This is a genomic window from Paracoccus angustae (genome assembly GCF_042648745.1).
GTDB classification, from domain to species: domain Bacteria; phylum Pseudomonadota; class Alphaproteobacteria; order Rhodobacterales; family Rhodobacteraceae; genus Paracoccus; species Paracoccus angustae.
Window position 1 is genome coordinate 47,420 of record NZ_JBHRXY010000016.1, and the last position, 20,143, is coordinate 67,562.

A 20,143-nucleotide genomic window follows, 5' to 3' on the forward strand; every position below is an offset into this window, starting at 1 on the left:
ATGAAACTTCTCCGTTACGGCGCCCGCGGCGCCGAAAAGCCCGGCTTGATGGATGCCGAAGGCCGGATCCGCGACCTGTCGGCCTATGTTCCCGACATCGGGGGCGATGCGCTGGCGCCCAATGCCCTGGCCCGGCTGGCCACGCTGGACCCGGACGACCTGCCGCCGGTCCGGCCCGAACGCCTCGGCCCGCCGGTCGCGGGGGTGGGCAAGTTCCTTTGCGTGGGGCTCAACTATGCCGACCACGCGCGCGAAACAGGCAAGGAACCGCCCGCCGAGCCCGTTCTGTTCGCCAAGGCCGTCAGCGCCATCTGCGGGCCGAACGACGACGTGCAGATCCCGCGCGGATCGGACCGCACCGACTGGGAGGTCGAGCTGGGCATCGTCATCGGCAGCCGCGCGAAATACGTGGACGAGGCGCAGGCGCTGCATCACGTCGCGGGTTATCTTCTGGTCAACGATGTCAGCGAGCGCCGCTTCCAGTCCGAACGCGGCGGCCAATGGACCAAGGGCAAAAGCCACGACACCTTCGGCCCGATCGGCCCCTGGCTGGTCACCAAGGACGAGATCGCGGATGTCCAGGCACTGGATCTGTGGCTGGACGTGGACGGGCAGCGCCGCCAGACCGGCAACACCCGCACCATGATCTTCGGCGTGGCGCATCTGGTCAGCTACATCAGCCAGTTCATGACGCTGCTGCCCGGCGACATCATCGCCACCGGCACGCCGCCGGGCGTCGGTCTGGGCATGAAGCCGCCGACCTTCCTGCGCGAAGGCCAGGTCGTCACCCTGGGCGCGGCGGGCCTGGGCGAACAGCGTCAGCGGATGGTGCAGGCATGAACGCGCAAGACAAGCTGCGGGCCATGTCCGACCTGTCCGGCAAGACCGCCATCGTCACCGGCGGCGGTCGCGGCCAGGGCGCCGTTCATGCCGAACTGCTGGCCGCCGCCGGTGCCCATGTCCTGATCTGCGACGTGCTGGAGGCCGAGGGCGAGGCGCTGGCCGCAAGGCTGGGCGACACGGCGCGCTTCCTGCGCCTGGACGTGACGGATGCCGAGGCCTGGGACGGCGCGGTCAGGACGGCCCGCGACTGGACCGGGCGGCTGGACGTGCTGGTCAACAACGCGGGCATCATCAACCGCAAGATCATCCGCGACATGACGCCCGACGAATGGCGCCGCGTGATCGACGTGAACCTGACCGGCGCCTTTTTGGGCATCCGGGCCGCCGCGCCCGCGATGGGCCAAGGCGCCAGCATCGTCAACATTGCGTCGAACAGCGCGTTTTCGGGCCATTACGACCCGGCCTATACCGCCAGCAAATGGGCGCTGCGCGGCCTGACGCGGACGGCGGCGATGGAATACGCGCAGGCGGGCATCCGCGTGAACGCCATCTGCCCCGGCCTGATCGTCACGGATCTGAACCGCGACTCGCCCCATCTGGGGCCGATGATCGGCATCACGCCCATGGCCCGGGCGGGCGAGGCCGACGAGGTCGCGCAACTGGTGCTGTTCCTGGCGTCGGAGGCATCGGGCTTCATCACCGGCGAGGATTTCGTGATCGATGGCGGCTTCACCGCCGGCGCCGCCTATCGCCGCGTCGCCAGCGAGACGGGAATCCTGTAACCGCAAAGGCCCGCCGTCAGCGGCGGGCCTTGTGCCGGATGTCCAGCATGATCGAGATGCCGCGCGCCGCATCCGCCTCGGTCACGCCGGCGAAAAGCTCGTTGATCCATTCCAGGTGGCGGGCCGTCATCTCTCGCATCAGCTGCGCGCCCCTTTCGCTGATGCGGACGCGGAAGGCGCGGCGGTCGCTTTCCATCGTTTCGCGTTCGGCCAGCCCGTCGGCCACCAGCCGGTCCACGATCCCGGTGACGTTGCCGTTCGACACCATCAGCTGCTGCGACAGCTCCGTCATGCGCAGCCCCTCGGGCGCGGCCAGCAGCGCGGCCAGCACGTCGAAGCGCGGCAGCGTCATGTCGTATCCCTGCCGCAACCGCTCGCGGAGGTCGTTTTCCACATAACGGACCGCCTTCAGCATTTGCAGCCACAGCCGCAGGCGCTGCCGCGCCGAGGCCGTGTCGGCCTGCGCGTAAGGGGCCGTGTCCATGCCGTCCGGTTCCACCTGCCTGCCCCTCCGAAAGACTGATCCGCCAATGTTTGATCAAAAAATCATTTTGAACTCAAAATAATTCTTGAACAGTTGCGGGAATATGTCAACCTGCGGGCAAGGCGGCCGGGACCGATCACCTCAAGACCGCTTGCAGCAAGGGAAAAGCCACCATGAAGATCACCCGCATTCTGGGCGCTGCCGCAGGCATGGCCCTGGCGCTGACCGCCGCCGCCTTCGCGCAGGAGCCGCTGAAGGTCGGCGCCTATCCCGCAAACCCGCCCTGGGAAGCCAAGACCGAGTCCGGCAGCTTCGAAGGTTTCGAGGTCGACATCGTCAACGAGATCGCCAAGCGCATGGGCACCACGGCTGAAATCAGCGGCATGGACTTCAAGGCGCTGTTCGTGGCGACCGCCTCGCGGCGGGCCGATGCCGTCATCTCCTCGCTGACGATCACCGATGAACGGTTGGGCAGCCAGTCCTTCACGCAGCCCTATTTCCAGGGCGCGCTTGGCATCGGCGTGCGGCAGGATTCGGACCTGACCGGCCCCGAGGGGCTGAAGGACAAGACGGTCGGCACGGTCGCCACGTCCTTTGGCGAGGGATGGCTGCGCGACAACGCCGCCCTGGGATTTGCGGGCGTGAAAAGCTATGACAGCACCGCGAACATGCTGACCGACCTTCAGAACGGCCGGATCGACGCGGCGGTCAACGACATCGTGGGGATGCGCTATGCCTTCACGCAGATGCCGGGCCTGAAGGTCGGGGCCGAGGTCGTCACGGGCGAGCAGTTCGCCATGATGATGCCAAAGGGATCCGAGAAGCTGGAGCAGGTGAACGGGATCATCTCGGAGATGAAGACCGACGGGACCATGGCGGCGCTGCACGAGAAATGGCTGGGCGTGGCCCCCGCCCCGAACAGCTTCACCGTGACGCCGATGCCGGTTCCCACGGCGGCCCGGTGACGCCCGGCTGATCCGGCGACGGCCCGATGAACGCGCTCGACATCTTCTTCAATCTCGACGTGCTGGCGCGCGCCTTCCCGATCCTGCTGCGCGGGCTTGGGATGACGCTGCTGCTGGGCGCGGTGGCGATCGTCGCGGGCACCCTGCTTGGCATCGGCCTTGCCCTGACGCGGCTGTTCGCGGCCCGGCCCCTGCGGCTGCTGGCCACGGGCTATATCGACGTGATGCGGGCCATGCCGGTGCTGGTTGTGCTGATCCTGATCTATTACGCGCTGCCCTTCGCGGGGGTGGTGCTGTCGTCCTTCGCCGCCGCCGCCATCGCCTTGTCGCTGGTTCTCGGCGCCTACACGGCCGAGGTGATGCGCGCGGGCATCCAGGCCGTCCCCAAGGGCCAGTTCGAGGCGTCGAGCGCGCTTGGCCTGGGCTTCTGGCGGATGATGCAAAAGGTGATCCTGCCGCAGGCCATGCGCATCGTCATCCCGCCCCATGCGTCGAACTGCGTGTCGATCATCAAGGACACCTCGCTGGCCTCGGTTGTGGCCATGTCGGACCTGCTGAAGCAGGCGACCGACGCGCAGGCGCTGTTCGCAAACCCCACGCCGCTGCTGGGAGCGGCGCTGATCTATGTCGCGATCCTGTGGCCGCTGGTGCGCCTGACCGGCTGGCTGGAGACGCGGTTCGCGCGCGCCTATGCCCGCTAGACCGCGGACAGGAACGTCGCCATCCCGTCGCCCATCGCCCCGATGTCGTTCATCATCGCCGCCCGCGCCGCCGCCCCGTCGCGCGCCTCAAGCGCGGCGACGATGTGGCCGTGGCTGCGCGCATAGCTGAGCGTCACGTCGGCCCTCAGCATGTCTCGCCTTTTTTCCGACAGGAAGCGCGTGTCGGGACCGGATCGCAGCCACGGGTTCTCGATCTGCTTCAGCAGGATCGTGTCGCGGGCGGCGCGGCAGACGGTGAAGTGGACCTTCTTGTTCCCGGCCAGCCTGTCCTCGACCCGGCCGTCCAGCAGCGCGGACCGGTGGCGTTGCAAGATGCCGCGCAGGGCCGCCAGTTCCGCCGCGCCGCCTTGGATCACCTTTCGGGCCTTGAACAGCTGGTCATGCCCCGCCGCGCCGAGCGCGGGCAGCGCGTGGCCGAGTTCCACTTGCCCTCGACCGGCGCGCCTTCGTCGGTCAGGCGGTGCCGCGCCTCGCGCACCGGAAGCAGGCCGTGGACCTCGCCCGCCATGGTGCGGCGCGACAGGATCGGCCTCGGATGCGGCATCATCACGCCACGCCCCTGGCCCCGGCCAAGGCCAACACCGCCAGCAGCCGGTCGCAGTCGCCGGCGGTCGTCACCGCGCCGGGCGACAGGCGCAGGGTGGCGCCGCGCTGATCGGCGAAGATCCCCTGCCCGCGCAGCGCATCGACCAGGCCCGGCCGCGGCAGGTCGATCATCACGCTGCCGCCCCGCGCCGCATCGTCAAGCGGAGACACGATGCGCAGGCCCAGGTCGCGCGCGCCGTCCAGCAGCAGGCCGGTCAGGCGGCGGTTGTGGTCGGCCAGGGCCTCGACGCCGGTGGACAGAACGAAATCCAGTCCCGGCTTGCTGGCGATGGCGGGCAGCACGTTCGGCGTGCCGTTGTCGAAGCGCCGGGCGTCGGGCGCAAAGGCGAAGGCGTCCAGAGCCCAGGAAAAGGGGTCCGCCTGGCTCCACCAGCCGCGGAATTCGGGGGAACAGTCTGCCAGCAGATCCGGCATGACCTGCAACACCCCCGCCCCCGGCACGCCGCACAGCCATTTCAGCGACGACCCGACCGTGAAATCCGCCTGCGCGGCATAGGGCCGGATGCCCACGCCCTGCGTCACGTCCACGCCGACCAGGCTGCCCATGCGGCGCCCGTGGTCGATCAGCCGGTGGAGGTCGCAGCGGTGCGAGGCGGTGGAGGTCACCCAGGTCAGCAGCGCCAGCCGCACATCGCGCCCCCACGCGGCCAGCATGTCGTCGTCGGCGACATAGGCCCGGCCCCCGGTCGGCGCGACGGTGTGCAGCGCGAAGCCCATGCGGCGGCCCAATTCCGCCAGAAGGAAATGCAGGCTGGGAAAGCAGTCCTGCGCGACAAGGACCGTGCCGCCCGAAAGCCGCGCCTCGGGCAGGCCGCGCATCAGGGTGTAAAGCGCCGCCGTCACGCTTTCGGCCAGGGTCAGCGTGCCTTCCGGCGCGCCGATCAGGCGCGTCCAGGCGGCGATGAAGGCGGCCCGGCGGGCCATGGCGTCCGGCCATTGCCCGTCGTCCTCGGCGCACCAGCGGGCGGTGAAATCCGCCAGCGCCGCGTCCACCGCCGCCTGCTTGCCGGGAAAGGCGCCGATGGAGTGATACAGGAAGTAGCCCATCACCGATGCCCCAGATCCCAGAAGATGCCCGCCATGACCGCCAGCCCTTCGCGCACGATGCTGACGGGCAGGTGTTCGTCGGCGCCGTGCTGGCCGCAGCCGGGATAGGAATGGGGCACCCAGATGGTCGGCAGGCGAAGGGTGTCGGTAAAGATGGCGTTGGGCAGCGACCCGCCCAGGTTCGGCAGGATCACCGGCGGCTTGCCCAGGGTGCGGTCCATCGACGCCGCCACGAAGCGCACCCATTCGTTGTCCAGCGCCGACCGGCTGGCCGGAAAGGCCGCGTCCGTCGCGGGGACGATCTTCACGCGCTGCAACCCGGCGGCGGCCAGCCTGCGCCGCACGGCGGGCAGGACGGCGTCGGTGTCCACGCCCACCGGGTGGCGCAGTTGCAGCCGCGCCCTGGCCCAGGGCGGGATGGCGTAAAGGGGCTTGGCGATGTTGCCGACCTCGATCTCCATCACCTCCAGCGTGGACCAGCCGTAAACGCGCTCGGCGGGGGTCAGGCCGGGGGCGCCCCACCAGGCGTCCAGGTCCGGGTCGCCGGGCGCCGTCTCGATGGTGCAGCGCGACAGCGCCTCGCGCACGTCGGGTGGGATGGTGCCGGGGGTCAGTTCGGGAACCAGGCATTCGCCGGTCGGCCCGATCAGCGCGGCGATGGCATGGGCCAGCTCGACCCCGGGATTGGCCAGCAAGCCGCCCCAGTTGCCGGAATGGTGGTATCCTTCGCGGGCCACGGCCTCCAGGTGGATGTTCATGGCGCCGCGCGCGCCCAGGAAGATCGTCGGCTGGTTCAAGCCGATGCGCGGCCCGTCCGAGGCGATCAGCATGTCGGCGGCGAAGGCGCGGGCTTCATCCGCGACCAGTTCGGCCAGGGCGGGCGATCCGTGTTCCTCGCCCATCTCCATCAGCACCTTGAGGTTGAAGCCCAGGCGGCCGTTGACGGCCAGGACCGCCTCGACGGCGGCGAGGTTGATGGAATGCTGGCCCTTGTTGTCGGCGGTGCCGCGGCCGTACCAGCGGCCGTCGCGTTCCGTCATTCGAAAGGGCGACAAGCCCGGCGACCATTTTTCCGGCACGCCCGTCACCACGTCGCCATGGCCGTACATCAGCACCGTGGGCAGCGCCGGATCCTCGATCCGGGTCGCCAGCAGGAAGGCGCCGGGGGCCGCGTCGCGGCGGAAGTGCCGCCGGGCAAAGCCCAGGCGGTCGAAGACCGGATCCAGTTCCTCGTCGATATAGCGTTGCAGATCGGGCTTGTGCGCCTCTTCGCGCGACACGGTGGGCATCGCCACGCGCCGGGCCAGATCGGCCTCGAAGCGTCCCGAGTCCAGCACGTCCAGCGCGGCGGCAATGGCGGCGTCGCGGGTCGGGGCAAGGTCAAGGCTCATGCGGCACCTTTCAACGGTTCTTCGGCCAGATGGCGAGCGGCGCCGCCAAAGGCGACATCCGCGGGATGGGGACGGACCCGCGAACACAGGTCGAAGGCGCGCGGGCAGCGGGGCTGAAAGGGACAGCCGGGCGGGATCGCCAGCGGGTTCGGAAAGGCGGCGCCCAGGCCGATGTCGGGCAGGCCTTGGCCCGGCGCGACGGTCAGCGCCGGATCCAGCAGCGCGCGGGTATAGGGGTGGCGGGGCGCGGCGAAGACCTGCGCCGCGCCGCCCAGTTCGACCACCCGGCCCAGATACATCGCCGCCACCTGATCGACCAGGTGTTCGACCACCGACAGGTTGCCCAAGATGAACACGTGGGTCGGCCCCAGTTCCCGTTTCAGATCCATCATAAGGTTCAGGATCTGGCTTTGCACGGAGACGTCAAGGGCCGAGGTCGGCTTGTCGCCGACGATCAGGTCGGGGTTCATCACCAGGGCGCGGGCGATGGCCACGCGCAGGCGCTGCCCGCCCGAGAGTTCCTTGGGGTAACGATCGGCAAAGCGGGCGGGCAGGTCCACCATGTCCATGATGCTGGCGCCGCGCGCGGCGTTCCGCATCCGTGCCGATGCCTTAGCCGTCCAGCAGCACGGTGCCCTTGGACGGGGCCAGCAGGTTCAGCAGGATTTTCGCCAGGGTGGACTTGCCGCAGCCGGACTCGCCGACGATGCACAGGGATTCCCCCCGGGTGTTCAGGTCCACGCGCAGATCGCGAACGGACAGAAGTGGCTTGTTCATCAGCTTCTCTCCGGGGTGATCATGTCGCGCAGGCCGTCGCCCGCCAGGTTGATGGCGAAAACCAGGATCGCCGGCGCGGTGCCGGGAATGGCGATCAGCCGGAAGGAAAAGAACATGTGGCTTTTCGCTTCCGAGATCATCAGCCCCCAGCGTGGCCGCAGCGGCTGGACGCCCAGGCCCAGGAAGGACAGCGCGGCCTCCATCAGGATCGCGGATGCGACCTCGATGGTGGCGATGACGATCAGTCGGGGCGCGATGTTGGGCAGCAGGATCCAGGCGGCGGATGCGCCGGAAAAGAGAGCGGACCAAGCCGAATCAGCCCTTGCCAAGCGCCTTTGCCGCCGAGGCCAGCGAATGCCGGTCCTTGACCGTCCGGGTCGAGACAATGGTTTCGGTCCGCACCACCCCGGGCATCCGGGCGATCTCGCGCCGCAGCAGGCGGTCCATCATGGCGATGTCGCGGCACAGGACATGCAGCAGGTAATCCCCCGCCCCCGTTGTCGCATGGCAACGACGGACGGCGGGATGGGCCATGACCACGGCTTCGAACCGCTCGGCGGCGTCGGATTGCAGCGTCACCTGCACGAAGGCCTCGATCCCGAAGCCCAGGGCGGCGGCGTCCAGCTGCGCCGCATAGCCGCGGATCGCGCCTGCTTCCTCCATCGCCTTGACGCGCTTCCAGACGGGCGTCTTGGACAGGCCGTGGCGCTCGGCCAGTTCGGCGAAGGACAGCCGGGCATCCGCCTCCAGCGTGGCGAGCAGGTCAAGGTCGATCTGGTCCATCCGTTTTCCCGATCCCGCCCCGAAGCGGCCGATTGTTCCCGAAGATCCGGCCCGCACCACGATTCGGGGAACAATGTTTCCGCGATTCTGGAACATCATCGTAAGCCTTGGGGAATGCAAGGACAGGACCGATGACCCGCGACGAATGGCACAAGCTGATCGAGACGCCGAAACTGCTGGACTACGGCGTTTATCTGAACGTCGAGCCGCTGCTGCAATGCCAGAAGCCCCTGGCCGAGCTTTGCAACGGCGACGAATTGCAGTTCCAGATCGTCCACCAGGTCGAGGAACTGTGGATGAAGCTGATCGCCTATACGCTGGTGGACGTGCGCGACTTCATCGACGCCGGCAACACGCATCGCGTGGTCACGCTGATGGGCCGCGTCCATCGCCTGATGCGGCTGATGACGCAGCAACTGGAGCTGCTGGAAACCATGTCGCCGCGCGAATACCAGGAGGTGCGCAAGCAGCTTGGCAACGGCTCGGGCCAGGAATCGCCGGGCTTCCAGGCGCTGCTGCGGATGCCCGGCGATCTGTGGGCGTCCTTCAAGGCGGTCTATCTGGACGGGCGCGGCCTGACCGTGGCCGACATCTATGACGCCAGATACGACCACGGCGACAGCTATGTCGTGGCCGAGGCGCTGATCGAATACGACGAGTTGTTCCAGAAGTTCCGGGCCATGCACCTCTACCTGATCCACCGCTCCATCGGCATGGGGTCGCGGTCGCTGAAGGGCCGCCCGGTGCAGATCCTGGAGGCGGGCGCCAAGCACCGCTTCTTCCCGGACCTGTGGGACATCCGCTGCGACATGACCGATGCCTGGGGCGCCAGCTACGGCGTGGTGCGCAAGCCGATCCACGTCGAGGCCTGACCCGTCCGCAGGCGTCGGCCCGGGCGCCCGCGAGAAAAATCTTGATTGTTTGATCACAGCGTGAGACATCTCGGCCAAGCAGATATATGCATCTGCATATAAAAACGATGACTTCGCCAACGGGAGAACCAGATGACAGCCACCGACAGTCTTGCCGACCTGGGCCAGGCCCTGCTTTCCGGCAAAATCCGCGTCGTCGATTGCACGGCCACCCTGGGCCCGAAAACGCCGCTGCTGAAGCTGCCGCCGGAAATCGCCGACGACACCCCGCCGATCGAGATCCACTCGATCAGCAGATACGGCGACCGGGGGCCGTACTGGGCCTGGAACTGGCTGAAGGTCGGCGAACATTCCGGCACGCATTTCGACGCGCCACATCACTGGATCACCGGCAAGGATTATTCCGACGGCTCGACCGACACCATCGCCGCGCAAAATTTCGTGGCCCCCGCCAACGTCATCGACTGTTCGGCCCAGGCGGCCGAGGACGCCGACTTCCTGCTGACCGCCGAGGGCGTGAAGGCCTGGGAGGCCGAGCATGGCCCGATCAACGCGGGCGAATGGGTGCTGATGCGCACCGACTGGTGCAAGCGCAACGGCGACGCGGACGCCTATCTGAACGCCGATGAGACCGGCCCGCACACGCCGGGGCCGTCCGCCGACTGCATCCAGTATCTGATGGAAAGGAAGGTGCTTGGCTGGGGCACCGAATGCGTGGGCACCGACGCGGGGATAGCCGGCGGCATGACCCCGCCCTATCCGGCGCATAACCTGCTGCACGCCAACAACCGCTATGGCTTGGCCTCGCTGGTGAACCTGTCAGAACTGCCCGCCAAGGGCGCGATCCTGATCGCCGCGCCGCTCAAGATCGAGAACGGTACCGGCAGCCCGATCCGCGCGCTGGCCCTGGTTCCCGCGTAACCGCCATGGCGCGCGATCTGGAGGGGTTCGCCCCCTATATGCTGAACCGGATCATGGCGCGCTACAATGCCGGGGTGGCGGACACCCTGGCCCCCGAAGGCGTCAGCGTGCCGCAGATGCGGGTGCTGGCGGTTCTGGCGGGCGACGGGCCGCGCACCGTCAACGAGTTGTCGGTGCTGACGGTGATCAAGCAATCCACGCTGTCGCGCACGCTGGACAGCATGGAGGCGGCGGGCCTGATCCGGCGCGAGGCCTGCGAGGAGGACAGCCGCGTCCGCCGCATCCACCTGACGGACGCGGGCGCGGCGCTTCACGCCCGCGCCTGGCCCGCGATGAAGGCGGCCGAGGAACGGCTGTTCGCCGCCATCCCGCCCGGCGAACGCGCGGCCTTCACCGCGACGCTGGGCCGGATCCTGCGGTCGATCCGCCACCACGATTACTGAACCACCGCCACAGGAGAAAACCCCATGGCAGAACGGTCATTCAAGAAGGAAGTCGAGCAGCTGCGCATGGGCGCGGGCGGCACCTTCCGGGGCGAGGGGATCCTTGCCGTCACCAAGGCGCTGCTGGAAAACGGCGTCGGCTATGTCGGCGGCTACCAGGGTTCGCCCATCAGCCACCTGATGGACGTGTTTTCCGACGCCCAGGATCTGCTGGCCGAATACGGCGTCCATTTCGAGAACTCGGCATCCGAGGCGACGGCGGCGGCGATGCTGGCCGCGTCCGTCAACTATCCGATCCGCGGCGCGGTGGCCTTCAAGTCAACGGTCGGGACCAACGTCGCCTCGGACGCGCTGGCCAACCTCGCGTCGGGGGGCGTCACCGGCGGCGCGCTGGTGATCCTGGGCGAGGATTACGGCGAAGGCTCCTCGATCATGCAGGAACGCTCTCACGCCTTTGCCATGAAAAGCCAGATGTGGCTTCTGGACCCGCGCCCGAACCTGCCCTCGATCGTGGCGGCGGTCGGCCACGGCTTCCGCCTGTCCGAGGCGTCGAACACCCCCGTGATGATGCAGATGCGCATCAAGTCTTGCCACGTCCACGGCCATTTCACCGCCGCCGACAACCGACGCCCGGCGATGACCGTATCGGACGCGTTGCAGAACCCCAAGCGCGACCTGTCCCGCATCGTCCTGCCCCCCGCAGTGTTCCTGCACGAGAACGAGAAGGTGGACCGTCGCTGGCCCAACGCGGTCGACTATGTCCTGGAAAACAACGTCAACGAACACTTCGGCAACCCGGCCTCGAAGATCGGCCTGATCGTGCAGGGCGGCACCTATAACGGCGTGATCCGCGCACTGAACCGCCTTGGCTTGTCGGACATCTATGGCGAGACCGACATCCATATCCTGTGCCTGAACGCGGTTTATCCGCTGTGCGACAGCCAGATCCTGGATTTCTGCGACGGCAAGGACGCCGTGCTGCTGGTCGAGGAAGGCCAGCCCAACTTCATCGAACAGGCCGTGGGCCACATGCTGTACCAGAACGGGCGCACCACCGTGCTGGCGGGCAAGGGCGCCCTGCCCATGGCGGGCGAATACACCGGCAAGCGCCTGGTCGAAAGCATCGCGGCGTTCCTGCGCGAACACGCCCCGTCGCTGCTGCCGCCCGCAACCGCCAAGACCAACGAACCGGCGCAAAGCGACATCCCGGACCTGTCCACCGTCGTTCCCGCCCGTCCGCCGGGGTTCTGCACCGGCTGCCCGGAACGCCCGATCTTCGCGGCGACCAAGCTGGTGCAGCAGCAACTGGGCGAACACCACATCGCCTCGGACATCGGCTGCCACCTGTTTTCGATCATGCCGCCCTTCGACATCGGATCGACCACGATGGGCTATGGGCTTGGCCCTGCCTCGGCATCCGCGTTGCAGAACCGCGACAAGGCGGGCAAGCGGTCGATCAGCTTCGTGGGGGACGGTGGGTTCTGGCACAACGGCCTGACCTCCTCCATCGGCAACGCGTCCTTCAACAAGCATGACGGGCTGATCGTCATTGTGGACAACCATTACGCCGCCGCCACCGGCGGGCAGGACATCCTGTCGTCTCGGGCGCAGAACAAAAGCCGCAAGACCAACAACCCCATCGCCAAGGCGGTGGAAGGGATGGGCGTCACGTGGGTGCGCCAGATCGACCGCACCTATGACGTGACCACCATGCGCGACACCATGATCGAGGCGCTGACCAGCCCCGAGGAAGGCCCCAAGGTCATCGTGGCGTCGTCCGAATGCATGCTGAACCGCCAGCGCCGCGAAAAGCCCGCCCTGGCCAAGGCCGCAAAGGAAGGCAAGCGCACCGTCCGCCCGCGCTTCGGCGTGGACGAGGACATCTGCACCGGCGATCACGCCTGCATGCGGCTGTCGGGCTGCCCGTCGCTGTCGGTCAAGGACACCGGCGATCCCCTGCGCGACGATCCGGTCGCCGCCATCGACCAGACCTGCGTCGGCTGCGGCAACTGCGGCGAGGTCGCGGACGCCGCCGTCCTTTGCCCGTCCTTCTGGCAGGCCGAGATCGTGTCGAACCCCACGCCTGCCGAAAAGCGCCGCGCGTCCCGCACGGCCCGCATCATCGGCTGGCTGCAAGGGCGCCGCGACGCGCGCCGCCTGACCTTCGCGTGAAAGGGACGCCCATGACCCTGCACGCACCCGTCATCGCCCGCCGCTCGCCGGGTCCGCAGGGCGAAAGGATCATCACGCTGGCGGCCCTGGCGGTCGGCGGCCAGGGCGGCGGCGTCCTGACCAACTGGATCATCGCCGTGGCCGAGGCGAACGGCTATCACGCCCAGTCCACCTCGGTCGCGGGCGTGGCGCAGCGCACCGGCGCCACCGTGTATTACGTCGAGATGTGCAAGGACACCGGCCGCACCCCCGTCTTCGCGCTGTCGCCGTCGGAAGGCGACGTGGACATCATGATCGCCGCCGAACTGATGGAGGCGGGCCGCGCCGTGATGCGCGGCTTCGTGACGCCGGGGCGGACCACGCTGATCGCCTCGACCCACCGGATCGCGGCGGTGTCGGAAAAGATCGTGCCGGGCGACGGGCGCGCCGATGCCGGTCAGGTGATCGCCGCCATGGGCCTTGCCGCCGACCAGGTGGTGGCCTTCGACATGGAGACGCTGGCCACCAAGGCGGGTTCGGTGATCTCGGCCAGCCTGTTCGGCGCGCTTGCCGGGTCGGGCGCCCTGCCCTTTCCGCGCGACAGCTACGAGGCGGTGATCCGAAAGTCCGGCAAGGGGGTCGAGGCGTCCCTGCGCGCCTTCGGCCTGGCCCATGACTGCGCCAAGGGCACCATGGCGCCGCCCGCCCCCCAGGGCGTGACTCCCCGCATCCGCACGCTGAACGTTCCCGCCCGATTGCGGGCCGGTTGGCAGGCGCTCGAAGCGCGTCTGGACGGCCTGCCGGCGGAGGCGCGACACATCGCGGGCCTGGGGCTGAAGAAGGTCGTCGATTACCAGGACATCGCCTATGGGGCGCAGTATCTGGACATGGTCGAACGCGCGGCCCGTCTGGACGCGGCGCCCTTCGCCCTGACGCAGGCGGCGGCGAAATACGCGGCAAACGCGCTGTGTTACGACGACATCCTGCGCGTGGCCGATCTGAAGACCCGCGCCAGCCGTCACCAGCGGGTGCGCGACGAGGTGCGGGTCAAGGACGATCAGGTGATGCGCCTGACCGAATACTTCCATCCCCAGTTCGAGGAGTTCACCGCCACCCTGCCCGCCCGGCTTGGCGCCTGGCTGCAACGAAGCCGCCGGGCCGAGGCCTTCTATAGCCGCCACCTGGACAAGGGCCGCCGCATCCGCACCGACAGCCTGGCGGGCTTCGGGATGCTGTGGGCGGTGTCGGCCCTGCGCCCCCGGCGCCGCAGCCTGCTGCGCCACCGCGGCGAAATGGCCCATGTCGCGGCCTGGTTCGACCATGCCATGGCCATTGCCCCCCAAGACCTTGCCCTGGCGGCCGAGGTTCTGGCGAACCGGCGGCTGATCAAGGGCTATTCGGACACCCACGCGCGGGGGTTGTCCAAGTTCGACCGCGTGATGTCCGCCCTGCCGATGCTGCGCGGGCGGCCCGACGGGGCGGACTGGATGCGCCGCCTGCGCACGGCGGCCCTGGCCGACGAAAAGGGCCAGGCGCTGGACGGCGCGCTGAAGACGGTGGAAAGCTTCGCCGCCTGATCAGGCGGCCTTGTCGTCCAGAAAACGGTGCAGCAGGTCTTGCGTCGCCGCGATGTCCGCCTCGATCGCCGCGCGGAAGGCGGGCAGGTCGCCGCGATCCAGGGCCTCCAGCATCGCCTCGTGATGCTGCGTGAACTCGCCCTTGTAGTCGGTCTGCAACAGCGAACCCATCCGGTCCGACAGGAAACGGACATAAGGCCCCGAGCGAAGCCAAAGGTTCTCGATGTGGCTCATCAGGATTGGGCTGCGGGCGGCGGCATAGATGTGGAAGTGAAACCGCCGGTTCGCCGCCGCCATCGCCACGATGTCGCCGCTGATGCCGGTCTGGCGATGCTCGGCGATCAGGGCCGCAAGCGCCGCCCGGTCGGCGGCAGACAGGTTCGGCGCCGCCAGTTCCGCCGCCGCGCCCTCGATGATCACCCGCGCGCGGCTGATGTCGTCCAGCTCCCCGCGCGACAGATCGGGCACGAAGGCGGTCCCCGAGGGCGCGATGCGCAGGGCGTTTTCCGCCGCCAGCCGCCGCAGCGCCTCGCGCACCGGCATGTGCGAGGTCTGGAACCGGTCGGCCAGCGAGGCGATGGTGAAGCTGTCCCGCGCCTGGAAGGCCCCGGACATCAGCGCCTCTCGCAACTGCTCGTAGACCTGGTCCTGCACGGTCTTGCGGGTGGCAACCGGCTTCAGCGGCTTGTCGGCATGGGATGTCACGGGGCGCCTTTCGGATGCGTCATGGCCGACGGATAGCGGGCGGGCGGCTTTTGATCAAACGCCAAATGGCATGAATTTACCCTTGCAAGTTTGATCAAACGATCACAATAACAACGGGACAGTCCCGTTCGGATCCCGCCATGCATCATCTCGCCCGCCGCATCACCGCCACCTCGAAGAAAAGCTTCGGCATGTATGGCCGCGCCGCCGCCCTGACGGGCCGCGACCTGATCCACATGGAACTGGGCCGCCCCCATGCCGACACCCCCCCTCATATCAAGCAGGCCGCCATTGATGCCATCCGCGCGGGCAAGGTGCATTATTCGGACCTGGCCGGTGTCGCCCCCCTGCGCGAGGCGCTGAAGGGCAAGCTCGCCCGCCGGAACGGGTTGGAGGTTTCGCCCGGCCAGATCATCGTGACCAACGGCCTGACCCATGGATCGTTCGCCGCGATCATGGCCTTTGTCGACCCGGGCGACGAGGTGATCCTGCTGGAGCCCTATTATCCCCAGCACATCGGCAAGATCGAACTGGCGGGCGGCACGGTGGTGATGGCCCCCCTGGACGCCGCCGACAACTTCCGCATCAACCCCGCGCTGATCGAGCCGAAGATCACCGCCAGAACCAAGATGATCGTGCTGATCAACCCTTGCAATCCCACCGGCCGCGTTTACACGCGCCCGGAGTTGCAGGGCCTGGCCGACCTTGCCATCAGGCACGACCTGCTGGTTCTGGCCGACGAGGTTTACGAGGACATCCTGTTCGACGGCGCCCGCCACCTGTCCATCGCCAGCCTGCCCGGCATGGCGGAACGCACCGTCAGCCTGTTCGCCTTCACCAAGAGCTATGCCATGGACGGCTGGCGCATCGGCTACATGGCGGCCCCCGACTGGGCCGTCGGGGCGCTGCTGAAGATCACGGCCAACGACGTGACGCATGTGAACACCTTTGTCCAGGACGGCGCGCTTGCCGCCGTGACCGGCGATCCGGCGGTGCTGGAAGGCCTGATCGCCGAGGACAGGATGAAGCGCGACATCGTCGTGCCGCGCCTGAACCAGATGCCGGGGATCACCTGCGCCTGGCCCCAGGGCACCATCTACGCCTTTCCCGACATCACCGCCACCGGCATGGCCTCGCAGGATCTGGCCGAACGGCTGCTGGAGGAAACCGGCGTGGTGGTCGAAGCGGGCAGCTTCTACGGTCCGGCGGGCGAGGGGCACCTGCGCCTCTGCTTCGGCTCGCTGTCGGCCGAGGAGATCACCGAGGCTATGGACCGGCTGCAACGCTTCTTCGGCGGGCTGGAAAGCCGCGCCGGAAAGACGGCGGCCGCTCTCTAGCCCCGCAAAGCGGCGCGTGGGCCGCCCGGCGGAAGGCGGCCGGCCGGCAGACATGCGCGTTCAGCCGTTTGCTTGCTCGCCCGGGCGGGATCAGGGAACGCATCCGTTTTTCGCGGCGGTGTCGCGGCGGTGCGGGCGTGATCGACGATCCGCCTAGCGCACCCGTTGCCAGGTGCCCGCATCGCGGCAGATCATCATGACGCAGCCGCCCACGTCCAGCAGATCGCCCCGCAGCGTCAGCCGGGCGGTATAGCTGCGGCCGGTCTCGGGGTTGATGATCCGGCCCTTGCCATAGCGTCCCCCGCCCGTCGCCACGACATCGGCAAGGATGGGCGCGCCCAGGTCGCCGGCCTGGACCGGCTGCCCCTGCGCGTCAAAGGTCTGCACCACCGTTCCGCACAGCCCGCCCCCGCATGGCCCGATCTCGACATGGCCGAAACCGCCGTCACGGCCCGGCTGCGTGCGCCAAAGCCCGGACAGGGGATCGGCGGCCAGGGCGGGCTGTCCCAGAAGGGCAAGGGCGGCAAGGGCAAGCGTGACCGTGTTCATTCCCCCAGCATAAGACGGGCGGGCGGTGCAGGCCAAGGGGCTATCTTTCCCTGCGCCGGATTGATGGGCATCATTCCGGCGATGCGCTTGACCGCTTTCCTGGCAATCGTTTCATGCTTGATTGACTGGCGGGAACCGCGCCCATCGGCCGGCCCCTCTCCGGCGGCGGCTTTTCCGCTGCCGCCCCCTGACCGGACCCGGCCTTTGCCGCCGGACCGATCCCGTGGCGTTCGGCCACCTGCCGACATCGCCGCCCGCGCGCAGGACATCGAGCATGGCCGCCGCGTCCCTCGCGACATCGTGGCGCCGATGACACCCTGCGCCGGTGACACCCTGCGCCGGTGCCGCGGCGATGCCACGGCGCCGCAGCACTTCCCGGAAACGGTGGGCAGGATCGGCTCCGCGGACGGTCCGTCGCCCGGATCGCGGCCTTCGGTTCAGCCGACATCCAGACCGCCGCCCCGCCGGCCGAGGCGATAACGGTGGTCCATGCGGACGGCCCCGAGCGGGTCTTTGCGGGCGGGCTGCCGACTGCGGGCTGCCGACTGCGGGCTGCCGACTGCGGACCGGGCGGTTAATCCGGCGGGCCGGAAACGCGTCGGGGGCACGTTGACCCGATGCACCGGCCATGCTTGGCTGGCGGGATCGAAAGGACATCGCCATGGCCCGCCCTTCCCCCGATCCCGACCGGCTTGACCGCTTCGTCGAGGCGCAGGACGGCACCTATGGCATCGCGCTGGCGGAGCTGCGGCAAGGACGCAAGCAAAGCCACTGGATGTGGTTCATCTTTCCGCAACTGCGCGGGCTTGGCCGGTCGGCGATGTCGCACCTTTACGGCATCGCCGACCTGGACGAGGCCCGGCGCTATCTTGCGCATCCGGTTCTCGGCCCGCGCCTGATCGCCTGCGCCGAGGCGGTGCTGGCCCATGGCAACCTTCCGGCGGACCGGATCCTGGGCGGGATCGACGCCGGGAAGCTGCGTTCCTCGGCCACGCTGTTCGCCGCCGTCGAAGGGGCGCCGCCCGTGTTCCGCCGCATCCTGGACACCTTCTACGGCGGCCGTTCCTGCCCCGTCACGCTGGACAGGATGTCCTGAGGCGCTAGCGACATCGTGTCCGAACGGAAGCGCCGCGCTTGCCGTTGTGGGGGTGTTCGATTTCACAACCGGATTTCACACGTGCCATCCCGCGTCCTTGTCGTCGCCAGCGAGACGGAAGAAGAATGCAACAACCGGCGCCGATCCACGGGCGCGGCATCGCATGAAACCTATGCCGGGACGCTGCGGGACCTGCGCCCCGGCCTGATCGTCGAAACCATATCCTGCCTTGGCGGCGCGGATCCGATGAGCGTGCGGGATCTGCGCGGCTTCAACGGCATCTTTCTTGCCGGATCGCCGATCCAGATGCACGAGGACAGGGCCGAGACGCGGGCCGCAGCGCGGTTCATGACGGCGGTCTTCGAGTCGGGCACGCCGTCCTTCGGATCCTGCGCAGGGCTTCAGATCGCCACGGTGGCGGCGGGGGGCAGGACCGTGCCGCGCCCCCGGGGCACCGAGGCCGCCGTCGCCCGCAACATCACCAAGACCCGGGCAGGCCGGTCCCATCCGCTGCTGCGGGGACGGCCCCCGGCCTGGACGGCACCGGCCATGCACTCCAGCATGGTCAAGACCCTGCCGCACGGCGCGACCCGTCTGGCCTGCAATGCCGACACGCCCGTCGAGGCCGCCGAGATCCGGCATGGCGACGGGGTCTTCTGGGGTGTCCAGTATCACCCCGAACTGACGCTGTCCGAGATCGCCGCCTCGCTGCGCCGCCAGTCCGCCGATCTGATCGGAGAGGGCCTGGCCGCGGACGAGGCGGCGCTGGAGGATCACGCCCGGCGGCTGGAGGCGCTGGACCGCGACCCGGCGCGGCGCGACCTGGCCTGGCAGCTTGGTCTTGACGATCAGATCGCCGATCCCCGGCTGCGCCGGACCGAGCTGTGCAATTTCCTGGACGCGATCGCCGGACGCTAGCGGGCGCGAACCCGCCCCCGGGGCGCCCCCTTCCGTTTCGCCGGCCTTTCGTCCTATGGTCCAACCGCTTCGGGCGAAGGAGGGGATCATGTCGGGCACTGTCGGGATTGCCGCCTCGGGCGGGCGGTCGAATTTCGTCCACGGCCTGGCCTGGATGGCGCTGGCCATGGCGTCTTTCATCGGCATGTCGGTGGGATCGCGCGAACTGGCCGCCACGCTGTCGATCCGGCAGGTGCTGTTCTTCCGCGCGCTGGTCGGGCTGGTCGTGATCCTGGCCCTTGGCCGCGCCCTGTTCCCCGAGGTGCGGCGCGCCGCCCGGTTCCGCCTGCATCTGTGGCGCAACCTGATCCACTTCACCGCGCAGTATTTCTGGACGGTCGGCGTGGTGCTGCTGCCGCTGGCCTCGGTCTTCGCGCTGGAATTCACCATGCCGATCTGGGTGACGCTGTTCGCCTGGCTGCTGCTGAAGGAACGGCTGAGCGGGCCGCGCCTGCTGGCGACCGCGGGCGGGTTCCTGGGCGTCATGGTGATCGTGCGCCCGGGCCTGGGGATGGTGGATCCCGCCGCCATCCTGGTGCTGATCGCGGCGGCGGGCTATGGCCTGTCGATGATCCTGGTGAAGCAGCTGACGCGTCATGCCTCGGCCGGGGTTATCGTGGTCTGGATGATCCTGATCCAGTTGCCGCTCGGCCTGGTTGCCGCGCTGACCGACTGGCGGCCGGTGGCGCTGACGGATGTGCCCTGGATGCTGCTGGCGGGGCTTTGCGCGCTGTCGGCGCATTACGCCATGGCGCAGGCGCTGCGGCGGCTGGACGCCTCGGTCCTGATCCCCATCGACTTCCTGCGCGTGCCGCTGGCGGCGCTGGTGGGTTACGTCCTTTACGCCGAGGCGGTCGATCTGTGGGTCTTCCTGGGCGGCGGCATCATCCTGCTGTCGAATTTCCAGGCGGTGATGGCGGAACGGCGCAGGGTCGCGGGCTGAGGCCGCCGGAGCCGGAAAGGAGCCGCCCGCGTTTCCCCGCCCGTCTGATCGGATCCATCAAGAACGGATCCGGCCGCGCCCCGGACAGGCCGGCGCCCGCCTGGGAGGAGGCGTGAAGCGCCCGCCGGGAACGGGGCGGGCGCTGGCCGGGCCTTGGAGGCCCGGCGGTTAAGGCGGCTGCGGGGACACGCG

24 protein-coding genes are annotated in these 20,143 nt (G+C 68.6%); 13 read left to right on the top strand and 11 right to left on the bottom strand.

The features are described from left to right. Both ACFOM8_RS15830 and ACFOM8_RS15835 read left to right on the top strand, forming a co-directional pair. Complete coding sequence (locus ACFOM8_RS15830; RefSeq protein WP_377762968.1) at nt 1-840, top strand: fumarylacetoacetate hydrolase family protein; 840 nt, start codon at nt 1-3, stop codon at nt 838-840. Then, nucleotides 837-1,625: an SDR family NAD(P)-dependent oxidoreductase gene (locus tag ACFOM8_RS15835; protein ID WP_377762969.1), complete on the top strand. Its 789-nt coding sequence runs from the start codon at nt 837-839 to the stop codon at nt 1,623-1,625. Before ACFOM8_RS15830 ends, ACFOM8_RS15835 begins: the two co-directional genes overlap by 4 nt. Before the next feature lie 16 nt (nt 1,626-1,641). Here the strand turns inward: ACFOM8_RS15835 and ACFOM8_RS15840 are convergent, their stop codons facing one another. After that, nucleotides 1,642-2,124 carry a MarR family winged helix-turn-helix transcriptional regulator gene (locus ACFOM8_RS15840; RefSeq protein WP_377762970.1) on the bottom strand — a complete coding sequence of 161 codons (483 nt, stop codon included), beginning with the start codon at nt 2,122-2,124 and terminating at the stop codon, nt 1,642-1,644. 158 nt (nt 2,125-2,282) lie between these two features. On the opposite strand from ACFOM8_RS15840, the gene ACFOM8_RS15845 reads away from it, so the two are divergent. Continuing rightward, nucleotides 2,283-3,074 carry an ABC transporter substrate-binding protein gene (locus ACFOM8_RS15845; RefSeq protein WP_377762972.1) on the top strand — a complete coding sequence of 264 codons (792 nt, stop codon included), beginning with the start codon at nt 2,283-2,285 and terminating at the stop codon, nt 3,072-3,074. A 26-nt stretch (nt 3,075-3,100) separates the two neighbouring features. Further along, nucleotides 3,101-3,775 carry an amino acid ABC transporter permease gene (locus tag ACFOM8_RS15850; RefSeq protein ID WP_377762973.1) on the top strand — a complete coding sequence of 225 codons (675 nt, stop codon included), beginning with the start codon at nt 3,101-3,103 and terminating at the stop codon, nt 3,773-3,775. Here the strand turns inward: ACFOM8_RS15850 and ACFOM8_RS15855 are convergent. Genes ACFOM8_RS15855 through ACFOM8_RS15890 form a run of 8 tightly spaced genes read right to left on the bottom strand, consistent with a single transcriptional unit; the run spans nt 3,772 to nt 8,400 of the window. Further along, entirely contained in the window at nt 3,772-4,152 is a 381-nt protein-coding gene (locus tag ACFOM8_RS15855) for an FCD domain-containing protein (protein WP_377762975.1), read from the bottom strand. The genes ACFOM8_RS15850 and ACFOM8_RS15855 overlap by 4 nt on opposite strands. Then, on the bottom strand, nt 4,149-4,343 hold the full coding sequence (locus ACFOM8_RS15860) for a hypothetical protein (protein WP_377762976.1): 195 nt from the start codon (nt 4,341-4,343) through the stop codon (nt 4,149-4,151). Before ACFOM8_RS15860 ends, ACFOM8_RS15855 begins: the two co-directional genes overlap by 4 nt. Then, complete coding sequence (locus ACFOM8_RS15865; protein WP_377762978.1) at nt 4,343-5,449, bottom strand: aminotransferase class V-fold PLP-dependent enzyme; 1,107 nt, start codon at nt 5,447-5,449, stop codon at nt 4,343-4,345. Before ACFOM8_RS15865 ends, ACFOM8_RS15860 begins: the two co-directional genes overlap by 1 nt. Continuing rightward, nucleotides 5,449-6,840: a M20/M25/M40 family metallo-hydrolase gene (locus tag ACFOM8_RS15870; RefSeq protein WP_377762979.1), complete on the bottom strand. Its 1,392-nt coding sequence runs from the start codon at nt 6,838-6,840 to the stop codon at nt 5,449-5,451. Before ACFOM8_RS15870 ends, ACFOM8_RS15865 begins: the two co-directional genes overlap by 1 nt. Beyond that, nucleotides 6,837-7,439, bottom strand: coding sequence for an oligopeptide/dipeptide ABC transporter ATP-binding protein (locus tag ACFOM8_RS15875; RefSeq protein ID WP_377762981.1), 603 nt, complete (start codon nt 7,437-7,439; stop codon nt 6,837-6,839). The genes ACFOM8_RS15870 and ACFOM8_RS15875 overlap by 4 nt, the downstream gene beginning before the upstream one ends. A 13-nt stretch (nt 7,440-7,452) precedes the next feature. Further along, the gene (locus ACFOM8_RS15880) at nt 7,453-7,617 is read right to left on the bottom strand and encodes an ATP-binding cassette domain-containing protein (protein WP_377762982.1); all 165 of its coding nucleotides are present in this window, start codon (nt 7,615-7,617) and stop codon (nt 7,453-7,455) included. Continuing rightward, complete coding sequence (locus ACFOM8_RS15885; RefSeq protein ID WP_377762983.1) at nt 7,617-7,946, bottom strand: ABC transporter permease subunit; 330 nt, start codon at nt 7,944-7,946, stop codon at nt 7,617-7,619. Before ACFOM8_RS15885 ends, ACFOM8_RS15880 begins: the two co-directional genes overlap by 1 nt. After that, nucleotides 7,933-8,400 carry an Lrp/AsnC family transcriptional regulator gene (locus tag ACFOM8_RS15890; protein WP_377762985.1) on the bottom strand — a complete coding sequence of 156 codons (468 nt, stop codon included), beginning with the start codon at nt 8,398-8,400 and terminating at the stop codon, nt 7,933-7,935. Before ACFOM8_RS15890 ends, ACFOM8_RS15885 begins: the two co-directional genes overlap by 14 nt. Nucleotides 8,401-8,531: 131 nt before the next feature. On the opposite strand from ACFOM8_RS15890, the gene ACFOM8_RS15895 reads away from it, so the two are divergent. The 5 genes from ACFOM8_RS15895 (at nt 8,532) to ACFOM8_RS15915 (ending at nt 14,364) form a co-directional block, all read left to right on the top strand. After that, nucleotides 8,532-9,272 (top strand): tryptophan 2,3-dioxygenase family protein, encoded by a 741-nt coding sequence (locus ACFOM8_RS15895; RefSeq protein ID WP_377762987.1) that lies wholly within the window; start codon nt 8,532-8,534, stop codon nt 9,270-9,272. Nucleotides 9,273-9,404: 132 nt separating this feature from the next. Continuing rightward, nucleotides 9,405-10,193: a cyclase family protein gene (locus tag ACFOM8_RS15900; protein WP_377762988.1), complete on the top strand. Its 789-nt coding sequence runs from the start codon at nt 9,405-9,407 to the stop codon at nt 10,191-10,193. Nucleotides 10,194-10,198: 5 nt separating this feature from the next. Continuing rightward, nucleotides 10,199-10,636: a MarR family winged helix-turn-helix transcriptional regulator gene (locus ACFOM8_RS15905; RefSeq protein ID WP_377762989.1), complete on the top strand. Its 438-nt coding sequence runs from the start codon at nt 10,199-10,201 to the stop codon at nt 10,634-10,636. 24 nt (nt 10,637-10,660) lie between these two features. Beyond that, complete coding sequence (locus ACFOM8_RS15910; RefSeq protein ID WP_377762991.1) at nt 10,661-12,808, top strand: thiamine pyrophosphate-dependent enzyme; 2,148 nt, start codon at nt 10,661-10,663, stop codon at nt 12,806-12,808. Nucleotides 12,809-12,819: 11 nt separating this feature from the next. Then, on the top strand, nt 12,820-14,364 hold the full coding sequence (locus ACFOM8_RS15915; RefSeq protein WP_377762992.1) for an indolepyruvate oxidoreductase subunit beta family protein: 1,545 nt from the start codon (nt 12,820-12,822) through the stop codon (nt 14,362-14,364). Here ACFOM8_RS15915 and ACFOM8_RS15920 read toward each other — a convergent pair whose 3' ends face one another. Next, nucleotides 14,365-15,069 (bottom strand): GntR family transcriptional regulator, encoded by a 705-nt coding sequence (locus ACFOM8_RS15920; protein ID WP_377762994.1) that lies wholly within the window; start codon nt 15,067-15,069, stop codon nt 14,365-14,367. 140 nt (nt 15,070-15,209) lie between these two features. On the opposite strand from ACFOM8_RS15920, the gene ACFOM8_RS15925 reads away from it, so the two are divergent. After that, on the top strand, nt 15,210-16,406 hold the full coding sequence (locus tag ACFOM8_RS15925; protein ID WP_377762996.1) for a pyridoxal phosphate-dependent aminotransferase: 1,197 nt from the start codon (nt 15,210-15,212) through the stop codon (nt 16,404-16,406). Between the two features lie 153 nt (nt 16,407-16,559). Here the strand turns inward: ACFOM8_RS15925 and ACFOM8_RS15930 are convergent, their stop codons facing one another. Continuing rightward, a complete protein-coding gene (locus ACFOM8_RS15930) occupies nt 16,560-16,955 on the bottom strand; it encodes a DUF2147 domain-containing protein (RefSeq protein ID WP_377762997.1) in 396 nt (131 codons plus the stop codon). 661 nt (nt 16,956-17,616) lie between these two features. On the opposite strand from ACFOM8_RS15930, the gene ACFOM8_RS15935 reads away from it, so the two are divergent. The 3 genes from ACFOM8_RS15935 (at nt 17,617) to ACFOM8_RS15945 (ending at nt 19,951) form a co-directional block, all read left to right on the top strand. Beyond that, the gene (locus ACFOM8_RS15935; RefSeq protein ID WP_377762998.1) at nt 17,617-18,051 is read left to right on the top strand and encodes a DUF1810 domain-containing protein; all 435 of its coding nucleotides are present in this window, start codon (nt 17,617-17,619) and stop codon (nt 18,049-18,051) included. 81 nt (nt 18,052-18,132) lie between these two features. Further along, complete coding sequence (locus tag ACFOM8_RS15940; RefSeq protein WP_377763000.1) at nt 18,133-18,969, top strand: type 1 glutamine amidotransferase; 837 nt, start codon at nt 18,133-18,135, stop codon at nt 18,967-18,969. Between the two features lie 88 nt (nt 18,970-19,057). Then, nucleotides 19,058-19,951: a DMT family transporter gene (locus tag ACFOM8_RS15945; RefSeq protein ID WP_377763001.1), complete on the top strand. Its 894-nt coding sequence runs from the start codon at nt 19,058-19,060 to the stop codon at nt 19,949-19,951. Nucleotides 19,952-20,143: the final 192 nt, after the last annotated feature.